At 56.0% G+C, this 16,591-nt stretch carries 14 protein-coding genes; 8 read left to right on the top strand and 6 right to left on the bottom strand.

The features are described 5' to 3' along the window. Nucleotides 1-13 precede the first annotated feature (13 nt). From rpmF to B4A77_RS02885, 3 genes are all read right to left on the bottom strand, one after another. Nucleotides 14-202: a 50S ribosomal protein L32 gene (rpmF, locus tag B4A77_RS02895; RefSeq protein WP_072813504.1), complete on the bottom strand. Its 189-nt coding sequence runs from the start codon at nt 200-202 to the stop codon at nt 14-16. Nucleotides 203-204: 2 nt separating this feature from the next. Then, a complete protein-coding gene (locus B4A77_RS02890; RefSeq protein ID WP_073113399.1) occupies nt 205-735 on the bottom strand; it encodes a YceD family protein in 531 nt (176 codons plus the stop codon). A 156-nt stretch (nt 736-891) separates the two neighbouring features. Beyond that, entirely contained in the window at nt 892-2,208 is a 1,317-nt protein-coding gene (locus B4A77_RS02885; RefSeq protein WP_290738126.1) for a GntR family transcriptional regulator, read from the bottom strand. Nucleotides 2,209-2,362: 154 nt separating this feature from the next. Between B4A77_RS02885 and B4A77_RS02880 the strand changes: the two genes are divergently transcribed. From B4A77_RS02880 to B4A77_RS02855, 6 genes are all read left to right on the top strand, one after another. Continuing rightward, nucleotides 2,363-3,244, top strand: a complete 882-nt coding sequence (locus B4A77_RS02880; protein WP_290738123.1) for a glycoside hydrolase family 26 protein — start codon at nt 2,363-2,365, stop codon at nt 3,242-3,244. Nucleotides 3,245-3,360: 116 nt separating this feature from the next. After that, nucleotides 3,361-3,837, top strand: coding sequence for a preQ(1) synthase (queF, locus tag B4A77_RS02875; protein WP_290726034.1), 477 nt, complete (start codon nt 3,361-3,363; stop codon nt 3,835-3,837). Nucleotide 3,838: 1 nt separating this feature from the next. Next, entirely contained in the window at nt 3,839-4,555 is a 717-nt protein-coding gene (locus B4A77_RS02870; protein WP_290726036.1) for a queuosine precursor transporter, read from the top strand. A gap of 157 nt (nt 4,556-4,712) precedes the next feature. Continuing rightward, nucleotides 4,713-5,846, top strand: a complete 1,134-nt coding sequence (locus tag B4A77_RS02865) for a glycosyltransferase (protein WP_290726038.1) — start codon at nt 4,713-4,715, stop codon at nt 5,844-5,846. A gap of 2 nt (nt 5,847-5,848) precedes the next feature. Further along, a complete protein-coding gene (locus B4A77_RS02860; protein WP_290738120.1) occupies nt 5,849-8,395 on the top strand; it encodes a DNA topoisomerase III in 2,547 nt (848 codons plus the stop codon). Between the two features lie 15 nt (nt 8,396-8,410). Further along, nucleotides 8,411-9,523: a glycoside hydrolase family 3 N-terminal domain-containing protein gene (locus tag B4A77_RS02855; protein ID WP_290738117.1), complete on the top strand. Its 1,113-nt coding sequence runs from the start codon at nt 8,411-8,413 to the stop codon at nt 9,521-9,523. A 9-nt stretch (nt 9,524-9,532) separates the two neighbouring features. Here B4A77_RS02855 and B4A77_RS02850 read toward each other — a convergent pair whose 3' ends face one another. Both B4A77_RS02850 and B4A77_RS02845 read right to left on the bottom strand, forming a co-directional pair. After that, complete coding sequence (locus tag B4A77_RS02850; protein ID WP_290729896.1) at nt 9,533-10,099, bottom strand: 3'-5' exonuclease; 567 nt, start codon at nt 10,097-10,099, stop codon at nt 9,533-9,535. A 20-nt stretch (nt 10,100-10,119) separates the two neighbouring features. Continuing rightward, nucleotides 10,120-10,710, bottom strand: coding sequence for a hypothetical protein (locus tag B4A77_RS02845; protein ID WP_290726046.1), 591 nt, complete (start codon nt 10,708-10,710; stop codon nt 10,120-10,122). 381 nt (nt 10,711-11,091) lie between these two features. Between B4A77_RS02845 and B4A77_RS02840 the strand changes: the two genes are divergently transcribed. Together B4A77_RS02840 and B4A77_RS02835 are read left to right on the top strand one after the other, a co-directional pair. Then, entirely contained in the window at nt 11,092-11,961 is an 870-nt protein-coding gene (locus B4A77_RS02840) for a glutamate--tRNA ligase family protein (protein WP_290738114.1), read from the top strand. Between the two features lie 36 nt (nt 11,962-11,997). Continuing rightward, nucleotides 11,998-16,092 (top strand): hypothetical protein, encoded by a 4,095-nt coding sequence (locus tag B4A77_RS02835; RefSeq protein ID WP_290738111.1) that lies wholly within the window; start codon nt 11,998-12,000, stop codon nt 16,090-16,092. Nucleotides 16,093-16,134: 42 nt separating this feature from the next. Here the strand turns inward: B4A77_RS02835 and B4A77_RS02830 are convergent, their stop codons facing one another. Next, nucleotides 16,135-16,545, bottom strand: coding sequence for an SPOR domain-containing protein (locus B4A77_RS02830; RefSeq protein WP_173365803.1), 411 nt, complete (start codon nt 16,543-16,545; stop codon nt 16,135-16,137). Nucleotides 16,546-16,591: the final 46 nt, after the last annotated feature.

The following is a 16,591-nucleotide window of genomic DNA, read 5'->3' as shown; positions in this document are numbered from 1 at the left end:
CTGCATCAACAAATTAGGCTTCGGCATCCTTCATGTTGACAACTTCGACACCATTGTAGTAGCCGCAAACCGGGCACACACGGTGCGGGCGCTTTGCAGAACCGCAGTGGTCGCAGGTAGCCATCGCGGGCACTTCCATCTTCCAGTGGGTGCGGCGCTTGTCACGACGGGCGGTCGAGGTTTTTCTTTTAGGTACTGCCATTTTTAACTCCTATTTTCCATTTTGCTCTTGAGAGCCTTGAGTTTCTCCCAGCGCGGGTCCATGGGCTTTGCGGCCCCGTCGGAACCTTCGTCGGGCGGATTGTTTGATACAAAGATAAAATCTTCGTCAGGATTTTTCACGGGCGCGACCGGTTCTTGCAGTAAAACCAGCTGTCGGATGCACTCGGATACATCTACGAAGTCCTGCCCCTGGGGAATCTTGTAGGCGAAGACATCTGCATCGTCCTCGTCCAGCTCCTGCTTTGCGATGGGGAGCCTCTCGACCTCCGCCACGATTTCGGTCGTAAACGGGCGGTCGAACAAGTCCAGCGTCCTGGAACAGGTCAGAGTTTGCACTCCGGAGAGCGTACCGGTCACGAGACACTTACCGGGGCCTTCGGGGCTCACCAGCACCTCGGCTACCAGATCGCCCTTGAGGTGCAGTTCGTCGAAGATTTCGGGAGCGTCGGCATGGGACCAGACTGCTCGGCGGTCTTCGGGTTCAGTAAGTTTCTGTGCGATATCGATTCTCAAAGTGGCCCAAATTTAATAAAAACTAGACTTGATTTCAATATTCAGGCTTAAACTATATGCGGGAGGGCGGACAGCTCGGAGTTTTAGCCGTTCTACTTGCTCGGGTCGGGCTGGTCCCAGGGGTAGGCCAGGACCGCAGAATCGGGCGGCAAACCGCTACTTTTCCACGACGTTGCCCGAAAGTTCGCGGAAGTCGTCCTTCTTGTAGAGCGTGACCCCGGGCGACACGATGTGGAATACCGACTGTTCGGCTAGCGTATCAAGATTGAATTTGAAGGAATCCAGACGGATGCGGTAACTGTCCACCGTATTGTCGAACGACACCATGTAAGGCGGGCGCTTGATTTTATGTTGTACAAACATCCGGTGGAGTGCGCAGCCCACTTCGTCGTTCACTACGACCCAGGCATCGGTGTCTTGCGGGACACTCCCCGCAAGGCGCGCGACCACTTTTTCAAAAAAAGCCGGAGGTTCCTTGCTGAACTCGAACGGGCTCGCGCGTTCGGCATCCACCGCTTCGAAGACATGCAGTCCCGACTTTTTGAGGCCATTCAGGCGGTCGATGGACCAGGAACTCAAATGATACGGCGAAATGTAGACGATGTTCTTGCAGCCCCGTTCCCGGAGAAAGCGTCCCACGGCACGGCCCGGAAACTCGCCGAAGGCGAGGTTGAAGAAGGCGTACCGCGGTTCCTTCTTGAGGGCACGCGGGATTTCAGAAAGCGGATGTTCCCACCACACCGATATCGGGAATCGGGTCCTCGCGAACAGCGAGAATAGGCGCTGGGGTTTAAAGACGAGCATCGTCGAAAGGATTGCGCCGAACGCATCGCAGAATGTCTCCGGCAACACGGCATTGCCCGCCGAATCCAAGAACTTGCCTGAATCCTCGTGGAAACCCAGCACATGCACGCGCAGCTCGCGCTTTTCGGCCTCGGCGTAAACCTTCTGCATAAATTCCAGTTCACGCTCCCCTAGGCAATAAAAATCCCCCGTCGGATTCGAACGCATCACCAGGAGGATTTCCTTCGCCTTCGGGGCTTGCGCCGTGCGAAAATAGAAACGCCCTCTGCCCCGGCGTGAAAGGATTCCCAACGCCTGCAGCTTTTCGAGCGTGCGCCTCATGGAACCGACCGACGTCTCGTATTGCAAACAAAGTTCCTTGATGGTCGGGAGCGGGGCATCCGCCGAAAGCCTGCCGGATTTCCAGTCTTCCTGGAGCAATCGTTCCAGCCGTTCAACCACCTGTTCTCGCACGGGAGGTTCCGGCATGGCGACCTTGGCCGCACCCCAGAAATAGCCGTTGCCCTGTTCCCCATAAACCTTCTTCGCGTCAATCAGCTTGCGGTAGGCGCGAAACACCGTGCAAGTCGATGTAGAAAGACGCTCCGAAACACTCCTGACCGAAGGGAGCCTGTCGCCTTCCCTGAATTTCGAAGCCTCCAGCCACTTACAAATTTCTTCCACAGTCATCAAATCCTCCTTCGTTCGATACGCACAAACTCATTTTTTTAGTGTTCCAAATCACACTCGTTTAAAACACTAGATACACTTTGGAAAATACTAAAAAACAAAGGCTTCGTCACCGGCTCCCAATGAAATATCTTTGTTTTTGACTGGAGGTTTCATGCAAAAAGAATTCCGCATAGGGGCATGGGTCGGCGGCAACGAACTGCACCCGCAGCCCACGAAAGAAAACATTCAAGCTTTCCAGGCTCTTCAGGGAAGGAATGTCGATCTCGTGAGCCTGTTTGCGCTATTCGATATCAACACCTGGAACTGGGTAGAGCCCTTCGCCGAAACGGCTCGCGAGAACGGTTCCACGCTCGTTGTCACGTGGATGCCCAACGGCTACAACGCAAGAAGGATAAACGAGGGCGAGGCAGATTCCTTCATACGGCACTTTGCAAAAAGCGTCAAGGAATACGGACACGAAATTTGGCTCCGTCCGCTCCACGAAGCGAACGGCGACTGGTACGACTGGGGAGTCGGCAAGCATGGCGCCGGCAACACCGACGAGAACGTTGCCGAAGCCTTCCGGCACATCGTAAGGATTTTCCGCGAGGAATCCGTCGGAAACGTCAAGTGGGTCTGGACGACCAATTCTTCGAACGTGGGCGAAAACACGACCTTCACGGGCACCTACCCCGGCGACGATTTCGTGGACTACATCTCCATCGACGGCTACAACTGGGGCGACAAGAAATGCTGGTCCCGTTGGAAAAGCTTCTCGGAAGTCTTCCGGAAGTCGTACAATGCGCTCGCGGGCATCGACAAGCCCATCTTTATCGCCGAGACATCGTGCACGGAATCGGGCGGGAACAAGGCCGAATGGATAGCCGACATGTTCAAGGTACTGCCCGTGGAATTTCCGAGGATTTTCGCCATCATGTGGTTCAACCAGAGCAAGAGCTTCGAAGCGGACTGGGCGCTCGACACATCGAGTGCGGCAGTGGATGCTTGGAAGGCGGGACTCAACGCACCCCACCGAGCTATAACATCACGGTGATGCTGTAGCCGAATTTTCCCGCTTCATCCGGGCTTTGAAAAAAGCCCGGATTTTTTTATCTTTACGCCAGTCAGTTCGAGACCCATCCTGACTTAAAACAAAACTAGGAGACTTCCATGCGTTCAGAAGCAGAACTCGAAGGCGTCACGCTGCTTGGCAACAACAAGACCCAGTACAAAACCACCTACAGCCCCGAAGTGCTCGAAAAGTTCCCGAACAAGCATCCGGGCAACGACTACATGGTCACGTTCAACTGCCCGGAATTCACGAGCCTCTGCCCGAAAACCGGCCAGCCCGATTTTGCCGAAATCAAGATCAACTACATCCCGGACCAGTACCTGGTGGAATCGAAGTCGCTCAAGCTCTACATGTTCTCGTTCCGCAACCACGGGGATTTCCACGAGGACTGCGTGAACATCATCATGAAGGACTTGGTGAAGCTTTTGGACCCGAAATACATCGAAGTCGAAGGAATCTTCATGCCCCGCGGCGGCATCTCGCTCTACCCGTTCGCGAACTACGGCAAGCCGGGCACCGAATTCGAATCTATCGCCAAGACCCGCCTGTTTGCGGCCATCGACCGGAGAAAGTAAAGTGCCGTTCCAGAACGAGATCATCCTTGTCGCCTCCGTCTTCGCGTTTTTCGGAGGGCTCGTCGCCTTCTTCCGCTTTTTCGGCAAGCAGGGCCTTTTCGCGTGGACCGTCATCTGCACCATCGCGGCAAACATCGAGGTGCTCATCCTGGTGCACGCCTTCGGGCTCGATACCACGCTCGGCAACGTCATCTTCGCCTCCTCGTTCCTCGCGACCGACATCATGAGCGAAATCTTCGGTAAAAAAGAAGCCAACCGCTGCGTGAAAATCGGAATCCTCGCAAACATCACCTTCATCCTGATTTCGCAGAGCTGGTTCCTCTACATTCCGGCCGACGGCGACACGATGGCTGGCCCTATCCGCACCGTATTCGCGAACACCCCGCGCGTGATGCTCGCAAGCCTGTTCGCCTATGCCGTCTGCGAGATGTTCGACGTGTGGGCCTACCATGCCTGGTGGAAATGGACCGAAAAGAAGTTCGGTGACAAGCGCGGGTTCCTGTGGCTCCGCAACAACGGTTCCACCCTCGTAAGCCAGCTTATCAACGTGGTGGTGTTCAACCTGCTTGCCTTCGCGGGCGTGTTCCCATGGAACACCATCGGCGAAATCCTCGTCTTCGGGTACGGTATCTTCATCGTAACCTCCCTGATGGATACACCGTTCGTGTACCTCGCACGGCGCATCGCCGACAAGCACCCCGAACTCGTGAAAGAATAACGTCCACCCCCAAAAAAACGCGTTTTTTCACCGAATTCGCGGATTTTCGCTTTCGTCCGACACAATAACATATATATATGTATCGAGAAATCGACGTCCCGTTCCGGCACCCGCAGTCCCAAATCAGGGTGCGATGAACTAAATTTTGCCCGAAAAAATGTTCTGGACAGTGCTCACATACCTGGTCATCGGCCTTTTGTCCGTATCGGCGCTACTCTACATAGCCCTCGAAGTGCGGCTTTTCCGCGCCCTGGGCACGGTGCGCGACGGGCAGTCCGACGTGGAACCCAAACCGCGCGTAAGCATCCTGATTTCGGCGAGGAACGAGTCGGCGGGCATCCGCGCGACACTCGATTCCGTCCTCGCACAGGAATATGACGGCGAATGGGACGTATGGGTCGCCGACGACCGCAGCGACGATGACACCCCGAAAATCCTCGCGGATTACGCGGCACGCTACCCGCGGCTTCACATTCTCACCATCAACGACATTCCCGACGGCGTCAGCCCCAAAAAGCAGGCCCTTTCGAAACTCGTCGACATCTGCGACGGCGACATCCTCTGCCTTACCGACGCCGACTGTATCGTGAAACCCACCTGGATTGCCGGAATCGTGCGCGAATTCGAACCGGGAATCGAACTTGTGGCTGGGCATTCCTACATCCCGACCGTTCCCGGCAAATCGAGCGTGCTCATATGCATGCAGGCGGTCGAGACGCTCATCTACCGCGTGGCGGGGACTGCCGGCATCGCGATGCACCTTCCGCTCACGAGCACCGGCAACAACTTCGCCTACCGCAAGAGCTTCTTCAAGAGCGTCCACGGATTCGAGAACGTCCTCAAGATCCAGAGCGGCGACGATGACCTCCTGATGCAGAAAATCGCTGACGACCGTCCCTGGGCCATGCGCTACTGCGTTGCCGAATCGACCTTCGTCACCACGAGCGGCAAAGAGACCCTCAAGGAACTGTGGGAACAGCGCAAGCGCTGGGCTTCGGCAACCATATACTATACGCCGAAAATCGTATTCGTGCTCAGCATGGTATTCCTGTTCCTCGTGATGCAGTGCGTCTCGGCGGCACTGTCGCCCTTCAGCTTCGAAATTCTCATCGCGACAATCGTCGCATCGGTCGCCAAGTGCATAGGCGACCTGGTATTAATACTCCGCGGGCTCCGGATTTTCCGGCAGGAGCACCTGCTCAAGTGGTGCATCCCCGTTGAATTCATCCACGCCCCCTTCACCGTGCTGGCCGTGCTCTTCGGCCTGTTCGGACGCTTTAAATGGAAATAACGATGGCAACTACGACCAAGAAAACGACTAAGACAGAATCCACCGCAAAGACAACGGCAAAGGCCTCCGCCAAGACCACGGCGACAAAGAAGGCGACAAAACCCGCCAGCGAGGGCATAACCCTCATCATCGCAGAAAAACCGAGCGTTGCGGCCGACCTCGTGAAGGTACTCGGCGCCAAGTCGTTCAAGAAGAACAACGGATACTACGAAAGCGACACGACCATCGTGAGCCACGCCATCGGCCACCTGGTAACCATCGCCGACCCGAAAGATATCGACGAGCGCTACAAGGCATGGGACATGAAGACTCTCCCAATGCTCCCCGAAAAATTCCCGCTCGTTGCCACCCCCTCCACGAAGGCACAGCTTTCCATCGTCAGCAAGCTCATCAAGAGGAAGGACGTGACGACCATCGTGAACGCATGCGATGCGGGCCGCGAAGGTGAACTGATTTTCTTCTACATCCTCGACTACGTACTCAAGGGCAAGTTCACGGGCAAGACCATCAAGCGCCTGTGGATGCAGAGCATGACCCCTACCGCCATCAAGGACGCGTTCGAGCACCTGCGCACCGCCGAAGAGATGGAAAACCTGAAAAACGCGGCCCTCTGCCGCAGCGAGGCCGACTGGCTCGTGGGCATGAACGGGAGTCGCGGGCTCACCGCCTACAACAGCAGCATGGGCGGGTTCCAGATTACGCCGTGCGGGCGCGTGCAGACCCCGACGCTCGCCATCATCGTGAAGCGCGAAGAAGAACGCCAGCAGTTCAAGCCCGAAAAGTTCTGGACCATCGATGCGGACTTCGACAACGGCGGCGTGAACTACCAGGGCAAATGGTTCGAGGGCGACGGCAAGGACCGCAAGAAGCAGATTTTTGACGAGAAGAAGGCGAACGAGATTCTCAAGAAGTGCAAGGGCAAGCCCGGCAAGATTGAGGAATCGACCGCGCCAAGCCAGCAGAAGTGCGGGCAGCTCTACGACCTCACCACGCTCCAGCGCGAGGCGAACAACCGCTTCGGCTTTAGCGCTAAGACTACGCTCTCGATTGCGCAGGCCCTGTACGAACGCCACAAAGCAACGACCTACCCGCGTACTGACAGTCGCTGCCTACCCGAAGACTACGTGGCACCCGTGAAGGCTACCCTCGCAAAAATCGAAGGCCCGCTCGCCAAGTTCGCGCAGGAGGCACTCGACAAGAACTACGTGAAGCGCACCCCGAAGGTCTTTGACAACACGAAGATTTCGGACCACTTCGCCATCATCCCTACGGGCGTCACCCCGAAGGGCCTTACCGAAGCCGAAGAGAAAATCTACACGATGGTGTGCCAGCGCTTTATCGCGGTATTCTTCCCGCCGGCACAGTACCTGAACACGACGCGCATCACGACCGTTGAGGGCGAGACGTTCATTACCGAAGGCAAGATTCTTGTGGACCCAGGTTTCAAGGCGGTCTACGGCAAGGACAGCGACGACGAATCAAACGTGCCGCCCCTGAAGGGCAACAATGCGAAGACGCTTGACATGCGCAGTAACGAGGACTTTACCAAGCCGCCTGCGCACTACACCGAAAGCACGCTCCTTTCCATGATGGAAAGCGCAGGCAAGCTCGTCGAGGACGACGAGCTGCGCGACGCAATGAAGGAGCGCGGGCTTGGTACGCCTGCGACACGCGCCGCCATTATCGAGAAACTGGTAAGCGACAAGTATGTTGTCCGTGACGGGAAGGATATGATCCCGACGGCGAAGGCATTCGACCTTATCAAGGTCCTCTCGGCCATGAACTGCGAGGCGCTCACGAGCCCGGAACTCACCGGCGAGTGGGAATACAAGATGGACCTCATCAGCAAGGGCAAGGAATCCCGCGAAAACTTCATGAAGGGCATCGTCGACATGACGAAGAACATGGTGAAGAACATCAAGGGATTCAAGGAAGAGAACACCACCGGCGAGGCGAAGTTCAGCCCCGTGAACGGCAAGAAGGTGTTCGAGACCGTGAGCCGCTACACCACCGAGGACGGCATCGTCATCCGCAAGATAATTGGCGGTAAACACCTCTCCGACGAAGAAATCGTGGAACTCCTCACCAAGCGTAAGATTGGCCCCTTGTCCGGGTTCCGCAGCAAGCGCGGTGCGGAATTCACCGCGGTGCTCATCATCAACGACCAGAACAAGATCGAATTCGTATTCGAAGAAAAGCCCGAAGAGATTGAAATCGGCGAAAAGATAGGGGTATCCCCCGTCGACGGGACCAACGTGTTCGAAACGCTCACCGGCTACGTGAGCCAGAGCTACATCGACAAGCAGCCTTCGGGTCTCAACCTGCCCAAGGTGCTCCTCGGAAAGGAAATCCCGCTCGAAGAAATCAAGAACCTCCTTGCAGGCAAGAAAACGGCGCTCATCAAGGGCTTCCGCAGCAACAAGACGCGCAGGCTCTTCGACGCCTACCTCACGCTCGAAAAGGGCAAGATCAAGTTCGACTTCCCGCCGCGCGACTTCAGCAAGGGCAGACGGTTCTTCAAGAAAGCTCCCGCCAAGAGCGAAGGCTAGCATCACGAGGCCAGCATGCGCCTGCGGATTTTCTTTTTCGGTTTGCTTGCCGCATTCGCCTGTTCTTTCGCCGCGGAAGCCCCCCGCGGGCTTCCCAAGGAGCTCCTGCCGCTCTGGAATTCGCTCACGCTCGAAGAGAAAATCGGGCAGATGATCATGGTCTACATGGCACCGCCGAATTTCACCGTTACAAACAACTTTGGCGGAATTCTCGTAATGAAGCCGCACCTTTCGAACATGAACCTGTTCCGGAAGAACCTCGAAAAGATTTCTTCGCGCATCAAGGTCCCGCTGCTCGTCACCATCGACCAGGAAGGCGGCACCGTGAACCGGGCCGTGAACATCGACCGCAAGTGGGAAAAGACCCCTAGCGCAAAAGAAATGCGAGAATCGGAGCCCGCAGCAATCGAGCGCACGGCACGTGAAGTCGGCAAGACGCTTCACGACGCGGGCTTCAACCTGAACCTCGCCCCCACCCTCGACCCCGCATTCGATTCCCACGGCAAGGAGACCTTCATAGAGCACTGGAACCGCTCATGGAACGGCATCGAGAATGCAGAGAAGGTCCGCGCATTCGTGAAGGGAATGCGGGCTTCCGGCATCATCAGCGCATCGAAGCACTTTCCCGGCTATGACAGCGACAAGAACAGCGACTTGCAGATGGCCGAAAGCGATGCGAGCGAATCTAGAATCAAGGAATACGTCAAGTTCTTCAGGGCTCTCTCCCCGGATATTCCTATCGTCATGATGAGCAGCGTCCGCTACACGAAAATTTCAAACGCTCCCGCCGTATTCGAGAAGAAACTCGTGAAGATGGCCCACGACCTCGACGACGACATCGTGGTCCTCACCGACGACCTCTGGGGAAGCTCCCTGCGCGGCTGGATCAGCGGCCCCGGAACTCCGCTCAACGACCCCTACCCCGCATCCGAATTCAAGAAAGTCGTGACAGCCGCCCTCGATGCCGGCAACGACATGTTCATCATCACCTACCCCGCCAAGGCGGTTGATATCAAGAAATTCATTCTCGATCGCGCCATGAACGACAAGGCATTCCTTGCAAGAATCGAGAAATCCGTCGTCCGCATTCTAAAGATGAAACTTCGCGCAGGGCTGCTCTCGCCCTAATAGCGTCAGTCATCTCACAACGTTCGCTTTTTTCGCTTTCGTGAGGTTCTTCACCTCTTTCAATATCTTTCCCGGCCCGACCTTGTTGTAGGCCAGTTTCAGGATTTCTGCACAGGCAAGCGTATCATCCATCGCACGGTGATGCCTAAAGTCGCTGAGGCCAAGAGAATCCGTCAGGTTGTGCAGGCTGTAGCTCGGCAGTCCCGGAAAAAATTTTCGCGATATCTTTACGGTGCAGAGCCTCGGCGGGTCAAACTTCACGCAGCTGCGCTTGAGTTCCGTCAGAATCATGCGGCAATCGAACTGCACATTGTGCGCGACAAAGATTCTGCCCTCAAGCATCGCGGACACTTCTTCCGCTATTTTCGAAAACTGCGGAGCCCCGTTCACCATCTCGTCGGTAATGCCCGTAAGGTTCTTGACAAACGGCGTAATCGGCACGCCCGGATCCACCAGGCTGTGGAACTGTCCCACCTGTTCCATGCCATCGAGCAGGACAATCCCGATTTCGGTAATGCGGTTCGATTCACCCGCACCGCCAGTCGTTTCTACATCGACGACGGCGAATTTCAGCATATCCTCTTGCGGGGCGGTCATCAGCGAATCGGGATATCGATATCGAGCGTGGCATGGTTCTTGCGGTCTTCGACTCTGGCCTTCATGACCTTTGCCTTCGGGCGACCGTAGATAGGGACCACCAACAGATTCGAGATGCCGGCATCTTCACTCGCCGTCGCTTCCGAATCGCGAACCGTCTTCGTAAAGATGGCGTTCTTGCCCGTATCGTAAATAGAATACGTAAGTTCGCGCACAAGGCCGGGTTTAATCTGCTTCGTCGGCACCTGGAAGTAGACATAGCCGCCCTTCGGCACCTTGCGGAGGCTATCCCTGATTTCTTCCTCGGTCGCGAAATCGGCCTCAAGCGCCATGCGCACATTCTTCTTCACCTTGTCCGGACTCTCATAAAGCACGGAAACCTCGAAACGGGCATCCTTCGGCACGGCGGATTCGCGCACGTCCCTGATATTCGCGTTGTTCTGATAGTATTCCCAGCGGCCATTGTCGTGAAGGATGACCGTCGAACCGTTGGAGGTCGTCGCGACAATATCTTCAGCGAAGGAGAACGCCGTACAGACCGCCATTGCGACGAAGGCCAACTTAAAAGCGCGCTTAAAATTCATTTGCATAACCCAAAATCCTGTTTGCGGGCCAGAAAGCCCTCACGCCCTGAATATAAATAAAAAAAGCGGATTCTGCGTCAAAAAAAACACCAAAAGCCGAAAATTGGGGATTAAACAGTCTTTTTTCACCCCATCCAATTCCCATTTTATTACTTTGTACGCAACGTATGCGTGAAAAAAGCCCGCACAGTGGGGATAAAAACCATTTTTTAGCCCAGTTTAATCCCCAACCTCCGCCAACAACGGGTGATTTTGTACTCCATCAGCGTCAAAACATGTTAATTTACACGCAAAAAAGGGGATAAAAAGCCTCATTTTAGGAGCTTTCAATCCCCAAATTCACCAAAAACAGCGCACGCACCCCCTGCTTTTATTACATTTTTGCGCATGGACGGTAAAATCCGCTTTGCGCCAAGCCCCACGGGCTACCTTCACGAAGGCCACCTGCTTTCGGCGCTTTACGTTTGGGCCGCGGCCCGCAAGTGGAACCTGCAAATACACCTGCGCATCGAGGATCACGACCAAAGCCGTGCACGCCCCGAATACATCGATAGCATCTACGAAGACCTGGAATGGTTCGGATTCCGATTCGACAGCGATAGCATACAAAGTAAGCACCCGGAGCGTTTCGAAGAGGCGCTCCAAAAGCTGCAATCCCAGGGTTTGGTCTACCCCTGCTACTGCAGCCGCAAACAGCTGGAAGCAGAGAACCCCAAAAGTTCCACCGGCGAAGTAATCTACCAGGGCAAATGTCGACAGCAGGCAAACCCGGAGGCAATGTCGGACCAGCCCCATTGCCTCCGCGTCTCCATTCCGAACAAAGTCGTGCACTGGCACGACAAGTTTCTCGGAGATTTCGATGAAAATCCGCAACAGCAATGCGGGGACTTCCCGATCCGCGACCGCGACGGACAGTGGACATACCAGTTCGCCGTGTGCGTCGACGATATCGACGAAGGAATCACGCACGTGGTTCGCGGCGAGGACATCCGAAATTCCACCGCAAGGCAAATCGCCCTCATGCGCCTGCTCGGCCGCGACGTTCCACCGATATACCTGCACCATCCGCTCATCGTGGATGCCGCAGGCAAAAAACTCTCGAAACGCGAACGCGCCCACAGCCTGCGTCAGGACCGCGACGCCGGAGTGTCAGCCGAAAAACTGCTGGGCCGGGTATGCTACAGGGCCTCGCTTGTAGCCCAAGACACCTCCCTCTCGCTAGAAGAGGCGATTTCAGTCGTAGCCGGCAAACTGTAAATACTAAAAAACAAAAAAATAACGTATATTCTAGGCATGGCGCACAATACACCGTCATCCACCGTCATGAAAGTCCGACAGGAGGCTGCCCTTTTTGATTCCAAGGACAGGCTGCTGCTCTTTTCGACGAAGAACGAATTTCAGACTCCGCTCCTGCGCGAAGCGAGCGACACTTTCTACGAAAAATGGAAGCAATCCGCCAACGCTATCCCGCTCGACTCTTTTATCCCGGTATCTGCAAGCTTCACGCCTCAGCAGAAGAAACAGTGCGAGACTCTCTTCAAGACGGTATTCAAGGAGAAAGCCGAGGACTTCGGTACGCCAGACCTTTACCTGCTTGCCGGATTCCTCAAGTGGGACGGCAACGCGCTTGCACCGAGCCTGCTCATCCCGCTCGAGCCCAGTGCAGACGGGAACTCCATAAACCTTTCGAACAGGCCTCCCATCGAGAACACGGTCCTCTCCGAGAGGCTTGCCGGAGTCCAGCTTCCGCGCATCGAAGACGCAACGCTCGACGGACAGTTCAGCATCCAACTTTACTTTTCCCTGTTCGAAAAGGCCATCGCCGCCGAAAAGAACTGGAAGTTCACGCGCCATGGCATCTGCCTTGCCTTTTTAAATAGCAGCAGGCTCCGCCTCAAGATGGCGATGCGAAACCTCGGAAGCGAAAAGAAAATCGACAGCAACCCCTTCCTCTCCTCGCTCTTCGGCGAAGATGGATTCCAGGTTCGGGAATCCGTATTCGAGGAAGCGGACTTCGACCAAATCTACAACCCGGCCGACCACCATTTCCTCTACACCACGGACTCGCACACGACCAAGGTGACCATCGACGCGCTCGACGAAAATGCGCACGGCTACGCCATCCAGGCGCTGCCCGGCACCCAGAAAGTAAAGGTCGCAACTAACATCGTCGCCGAGGCCCTCGCGAAGGGACATGACACGCTAGTGGTCACGCGGCGCGCCATCTCCAGGCAGACTTTTACGCAGGCATGGAAATCCGACTTCCGCTCCTACAGCGGCCGTCCGCGCGCAGAAGTCGCCGCCGATATCAACAAGACGCGGCAATTCTTTATCAACTACTACAAGGCGGTCAACGGGAAGTCTCCCTCCGACAGCACGAGCCTGACCGACATCCTGCAGTTCTTTGCGCAGGCGCCCAAGCCGAAGGCGAAATTCGTCGAATCCATCTTCCAGGAATCGAACAATCTCCCCTTCAAGGAATTTTCGAACCTGCAGCGGCTCCTGCAAGAAATTTCCGACCTCTATTTCAACAAGGGCGGAATCGCAGCGCGCAAGCTCCTCGAAAACATCAAGGCCGAAAGCCTCACCCAAGAAGCGAAGGCCGAAATCGCCAAGAACATTGACGATACCATCCAAAAAGTCGAAGTCATAAGGCCGCTTGTCGACCTGTTCAAGGAAGAAGGGTTCTTCCCCACCGGCATCTACCTGCCCGCGCTATCCGAAATCATTTCGCTTATCCGCAAGAACTTCGACGAAAACACGCCCGAATTCGAAGGCTGGGATCTCTGTTCCAACAGCTGGAGCGCCTACCAGGATTCCCTCAAGGAACTGCCCGAAGCAGGCGACAAGTGGGTCCGCTACCGCAGGCAGACCTCCGACATATACACGGACGACGCCGTCGACGAGAACATCCTCGCCGCCCGCGAGGAATTTGCCGACAGCCTCAAGGTCACGCTCAAGGGCCTTTCCGACCGCTACCGCAATTCGCGCAAGCGCCTCATGAAGGTGCTCAAGCATCCAAAAGAAGTTTCTTCGGATGCGCACCTGCTCGACCTCATCGATACCCTCCTGGAGCTGCAAGAAAACAAGCGCGCCTACAAGGACACGGCCGTTCTCGGCAACCATCTGCTGGGTCGCGACTGGCTCTACGAAAAATCGAACTGGGTCAACCTGAACAAGAAGATTACCTACATCTACGACTTCCGCGAAAAGCATGCGAACAGCCCGCAGTTCAACCTGATGCTCACGGTTCTCGAGCACTGGCACCAGATTAAGCCGATGCTCCCGCGGTTCGAGGAATTCGACAAGGCCGTGCAGGAACTGCTTTCGGGCATGCGGGTGCTCTCCAAGGAACTTGTTCTCGACATTCCGCTCGACAGTCTCGACCTCGACAAGAGCCTCGAAGAAATCAACCTCTGGAAAGACAACTGGAACGTCCTCAACACGCACCTTAAGCTTTCCTCGCTGTTCCGCGAACTCGAGAGCACCGGTTGCAAGACACTCCTGCGCTTTGTCCAGAATCCGGCGGCTGTCAACAGCGAACTGCCCCAGGCCACCGCATATTACTGGGCGGCCTCCCAAGTCCAGCGCTTCAGCAAGGAATTCCCCGAAGTATTCTCCTGCGCCCCGAAAGTCCATTCCCAGCTCGGCAAAAAATACCGTCTGCTGCTGGACGAATTCTGCAACGCGAACTTCCGCGAAGCGCACGCCACCGCAACCGAGAAACTTTCGGTATTGAGCATCGAAGACGCCCTTGTCTGCGAAAAGAAATTCGACACCATCGTCCTTCTGGACGCAGGCAGCATCTCCGTAGCCGAATCCATCCCGCTTGCATTAAAAGCAAACAAGGTCATCCTCATCGGCAACCCGCACGCACCGGCCCTAGAGCCGTTGCCTTTTGACGCCTACCTCGACATCGATCCCGTACACACGGCGTTCTTCCAGGAAAGCATCATGACGGCCTCGTTGCGCCGCGGCATCCCGACCCGCGAACTCTGGTTCTCGGACAGCTATTCCGATCCGTCCCTTGTAGAATTTGCGAACGAGCACATCTACAACCACGGCATCCGCCAGCTGCCGCCCCCGGTTCGCGATTCCGGCAAGAGCGATTCCATCCAGACGGTTGCAGACAAAGTCATCGACATTGCAAAGGCGGCCATTCACCATGCCGAGACGCATCCGGGGCAGACTCTCGGAATCATCGCGTTCCACCAGGTGACATGTCACGAAATCGAGTCGACCATCAAGGCGCTTCTCACCAAGGATGCCCCCTGCGCCAGATTCTTTGCAAACAGCGACCTCTCGACCGGATTCTATATCAAGACTCCAGAAAGGGCTACCGAAAAATACCGTGACGTCATATTCGTCTGCGCAGAGCCCGAAGCCATGGACAAGAGCTCCAGCGAAGGGAAAATCGCCATCAGCGCGACACTCGCACGCCACAAACTCAAGATTTTCATGACCGAAACCGACAAGCAAAAGATGACCACCGCCAAGTCTGCCATGCTGCGTGACTGGATGGCCCATCTGCTTCGCAAGGCGAAACCTTCCGACTTCGAAATCAAGCCGGCAGATTCGGCACTCCGCTCCCAGGTCATCGCGCTCCTGCAAAACGAGGGCATCAACGTCTTGCCCAGTTTCGCTTCCGGAGCCATACCCGTCGGCCCTGTCGTCGTGGACGCGAACAACCCCAAGAGGTTCCTCGCCGTCATCGAAGACGACTGCACCACGGAACGCTTCCGCGAATCCATCGAAGACCGCGAATACGTGCGCCCCGTGCTCCTGCGCCAGCTAGGCTGGAAGGTCCTCAACATCTGGACTCCCTTCTGGTACATTTCCAACGCAGACGAAGCGAGCCATATCATCACGACCATCGCCATCGAACAGAGCGTCGCACCGCCGCCTCCCGAAGAACCCGAGACCGAAGTGGGAACAGCCGAGAACGATTCCGCGGTCGCCGAAATCCAGACGAAGCCCTACCAGGTGGTCCACCCGAAAATCGAAGGAACCGCCCACGACAAGCCCATCGCGGAACTCTCCGCGCTGTCGCTCATCGTGCAGCTCAAATTCTATGTAGATCACGAAGCTCCCATCCACGAGGAAGTGCTATTGTCGCGCCTGCTGGAACTGCACCATGTCGATCGCGCAGGCCCGATGATCCTCCAGGCTCTGAACGACGCCATCAAGCAGGGTTTCCAGCGCCACAAGTTCATCAAGACAGGCAAGTTCTTCTACTCCACGAAGAACCCGCCCGTAGTGTTGCGGGACAGGAGCATGCGTCCGCAAAACGAACGCAAGTTCATCTACGTCTCTCCCGAGGAGAGGGCCCTGCTTCCGGCATCCATGGACGAGTTTGCGCAAAAGCAAGCACTCGGGCTCCTAGACTAGGGACCCGCCCATTACGCGGAATTCAGCGAAACAGCTAAAAAGCTACTTGAGCTTCACGACAAGCGCGTTGATGTTGTAGATGGAAAGCTCGCGAGCCTTATCCTCGGCCGCCTTCCTCGATGTCCATCCACCGCCACGCAGCTTGTAGAACGGGGCATCGAACACCACCTGGATGTTGTAGCCCGTCGATGCAGAAATCTGCGCCTTACGACGCTGGGCGGCATCGAAATCGCCCACGGCCTCGAACTGCAGAACGTAATAGCCATTTCCCTTGGATTCCTTTCCGGAACCCTTCGATACGGCGAGAGCCGAAATGTCAGTCGTGTCGCGCAGCGAAGAGCTCAGTTCGGGCTTGTATTCCTTGCCGCGGAAAAGGGAGTCGATATCCGTAGGGTCACCCGCCCACGACAAGGCTATCGCAGCGAGGCAAATCAGGAGGCTAATCTTTTGCATGGTCCAAATGTAGAAAAATCCCCGCCCTGAGGGCGGGGATGCAAGT

The organism is Fibrobacter sp. UBA3718 (assembly GCF_002371935.1).
GTDB lineage: Bacteria > Fibrobacterota > Fibrobacteria > Fibrobacterales > Fibrobacteraceae > Fibrobacter.
The sequence above is the reverse complement of the archived record's forward strand: the minus strand, read 5'-3'. Positions and strand labels throughout refer to the sequence as shown.

Coding starts and splice junctions, on each gene's coding strand:
- B4A77_RS02880 (WP_290738123.1), top strand. CDS start 2,363: ATGCAAAAAGAATTCCGCATAGGGGCATGGGTCGGCGGCAACGAACTG.
- B4A77_RS02835 (WP_290738111.1), top strand. CDS start 11,998: ATGGCGCACAATACACCGTCATCCACCGTCATGAAAGTCCGACAGGAG.
- B4A77_RS02830 (WP_173365803.1), bottom strand. CDS start 16,545: ATGCAAAAGATTAGCCTCCTGATTTGCCTCGCTGCGATAGCCTTGTCG.
- B4A77_RS02850 (WP_290729896.1), bottom strand. CDS start 10,099: ATGCTGAAATTCGCCGTCGTCGATGTAGAAACGACTGGCGGTGCGGGT.
- B4A77_RS02845 (WP_290726046.1), bottom strand. CDS start 10,710: ATGCAAATGAATTTTAAGCGCGCTTTTAAGTTGGCCTTCGTCGCAATG.
- B4A77_RS02865 (WP_290726038.1), top strand. CDS start 4,713: ATGTTCTGGACAGTGCTCACATACCTGGTCATCGGCCTTTTGTCCGTA.
- rpmF (WP_072813504.1), bottom strand. CDS start 202: ATGGCAGTACCTAAAAGAAAAACCTCGACCGCCCGTCGTGACAAGCGC.
- B4A77_RS02855 (WP_290738117.1), top strand. CDS start 8,411: ATGCGCCTGCGGATTTTCTTTTTCGGTTTGCTTGCCGCATTCGCCTGT.
- B4A77_RS02860 (WP_290738120.1), top strand. CDS start 5,849: ATGGCAACTACGACCAAGAAAACGACTAAGACAGAATCCACCGCAAAG.
- queF (WP_290726034.1), top strand. CDS start 3,361: ATGCGTTCAGAAGCAGAACTCGAAGGCGTCACGCTGCTTGGCAACAAC.
- B4A77_RS02840 (WP_290738114.1), top strand. CDS start 11,092: ATGGACGGTAAAATCCGCTTTGCGCCAAGCCCCACGGGCTACCTTCAC.
- B4A77_RS02885 (WP_290738126.1), bottom strand. CDS start 2,208: ATGACTGTGGAAGAAATTTGTAAGTGGCTGGAGGCTTCGAAATTCAGG.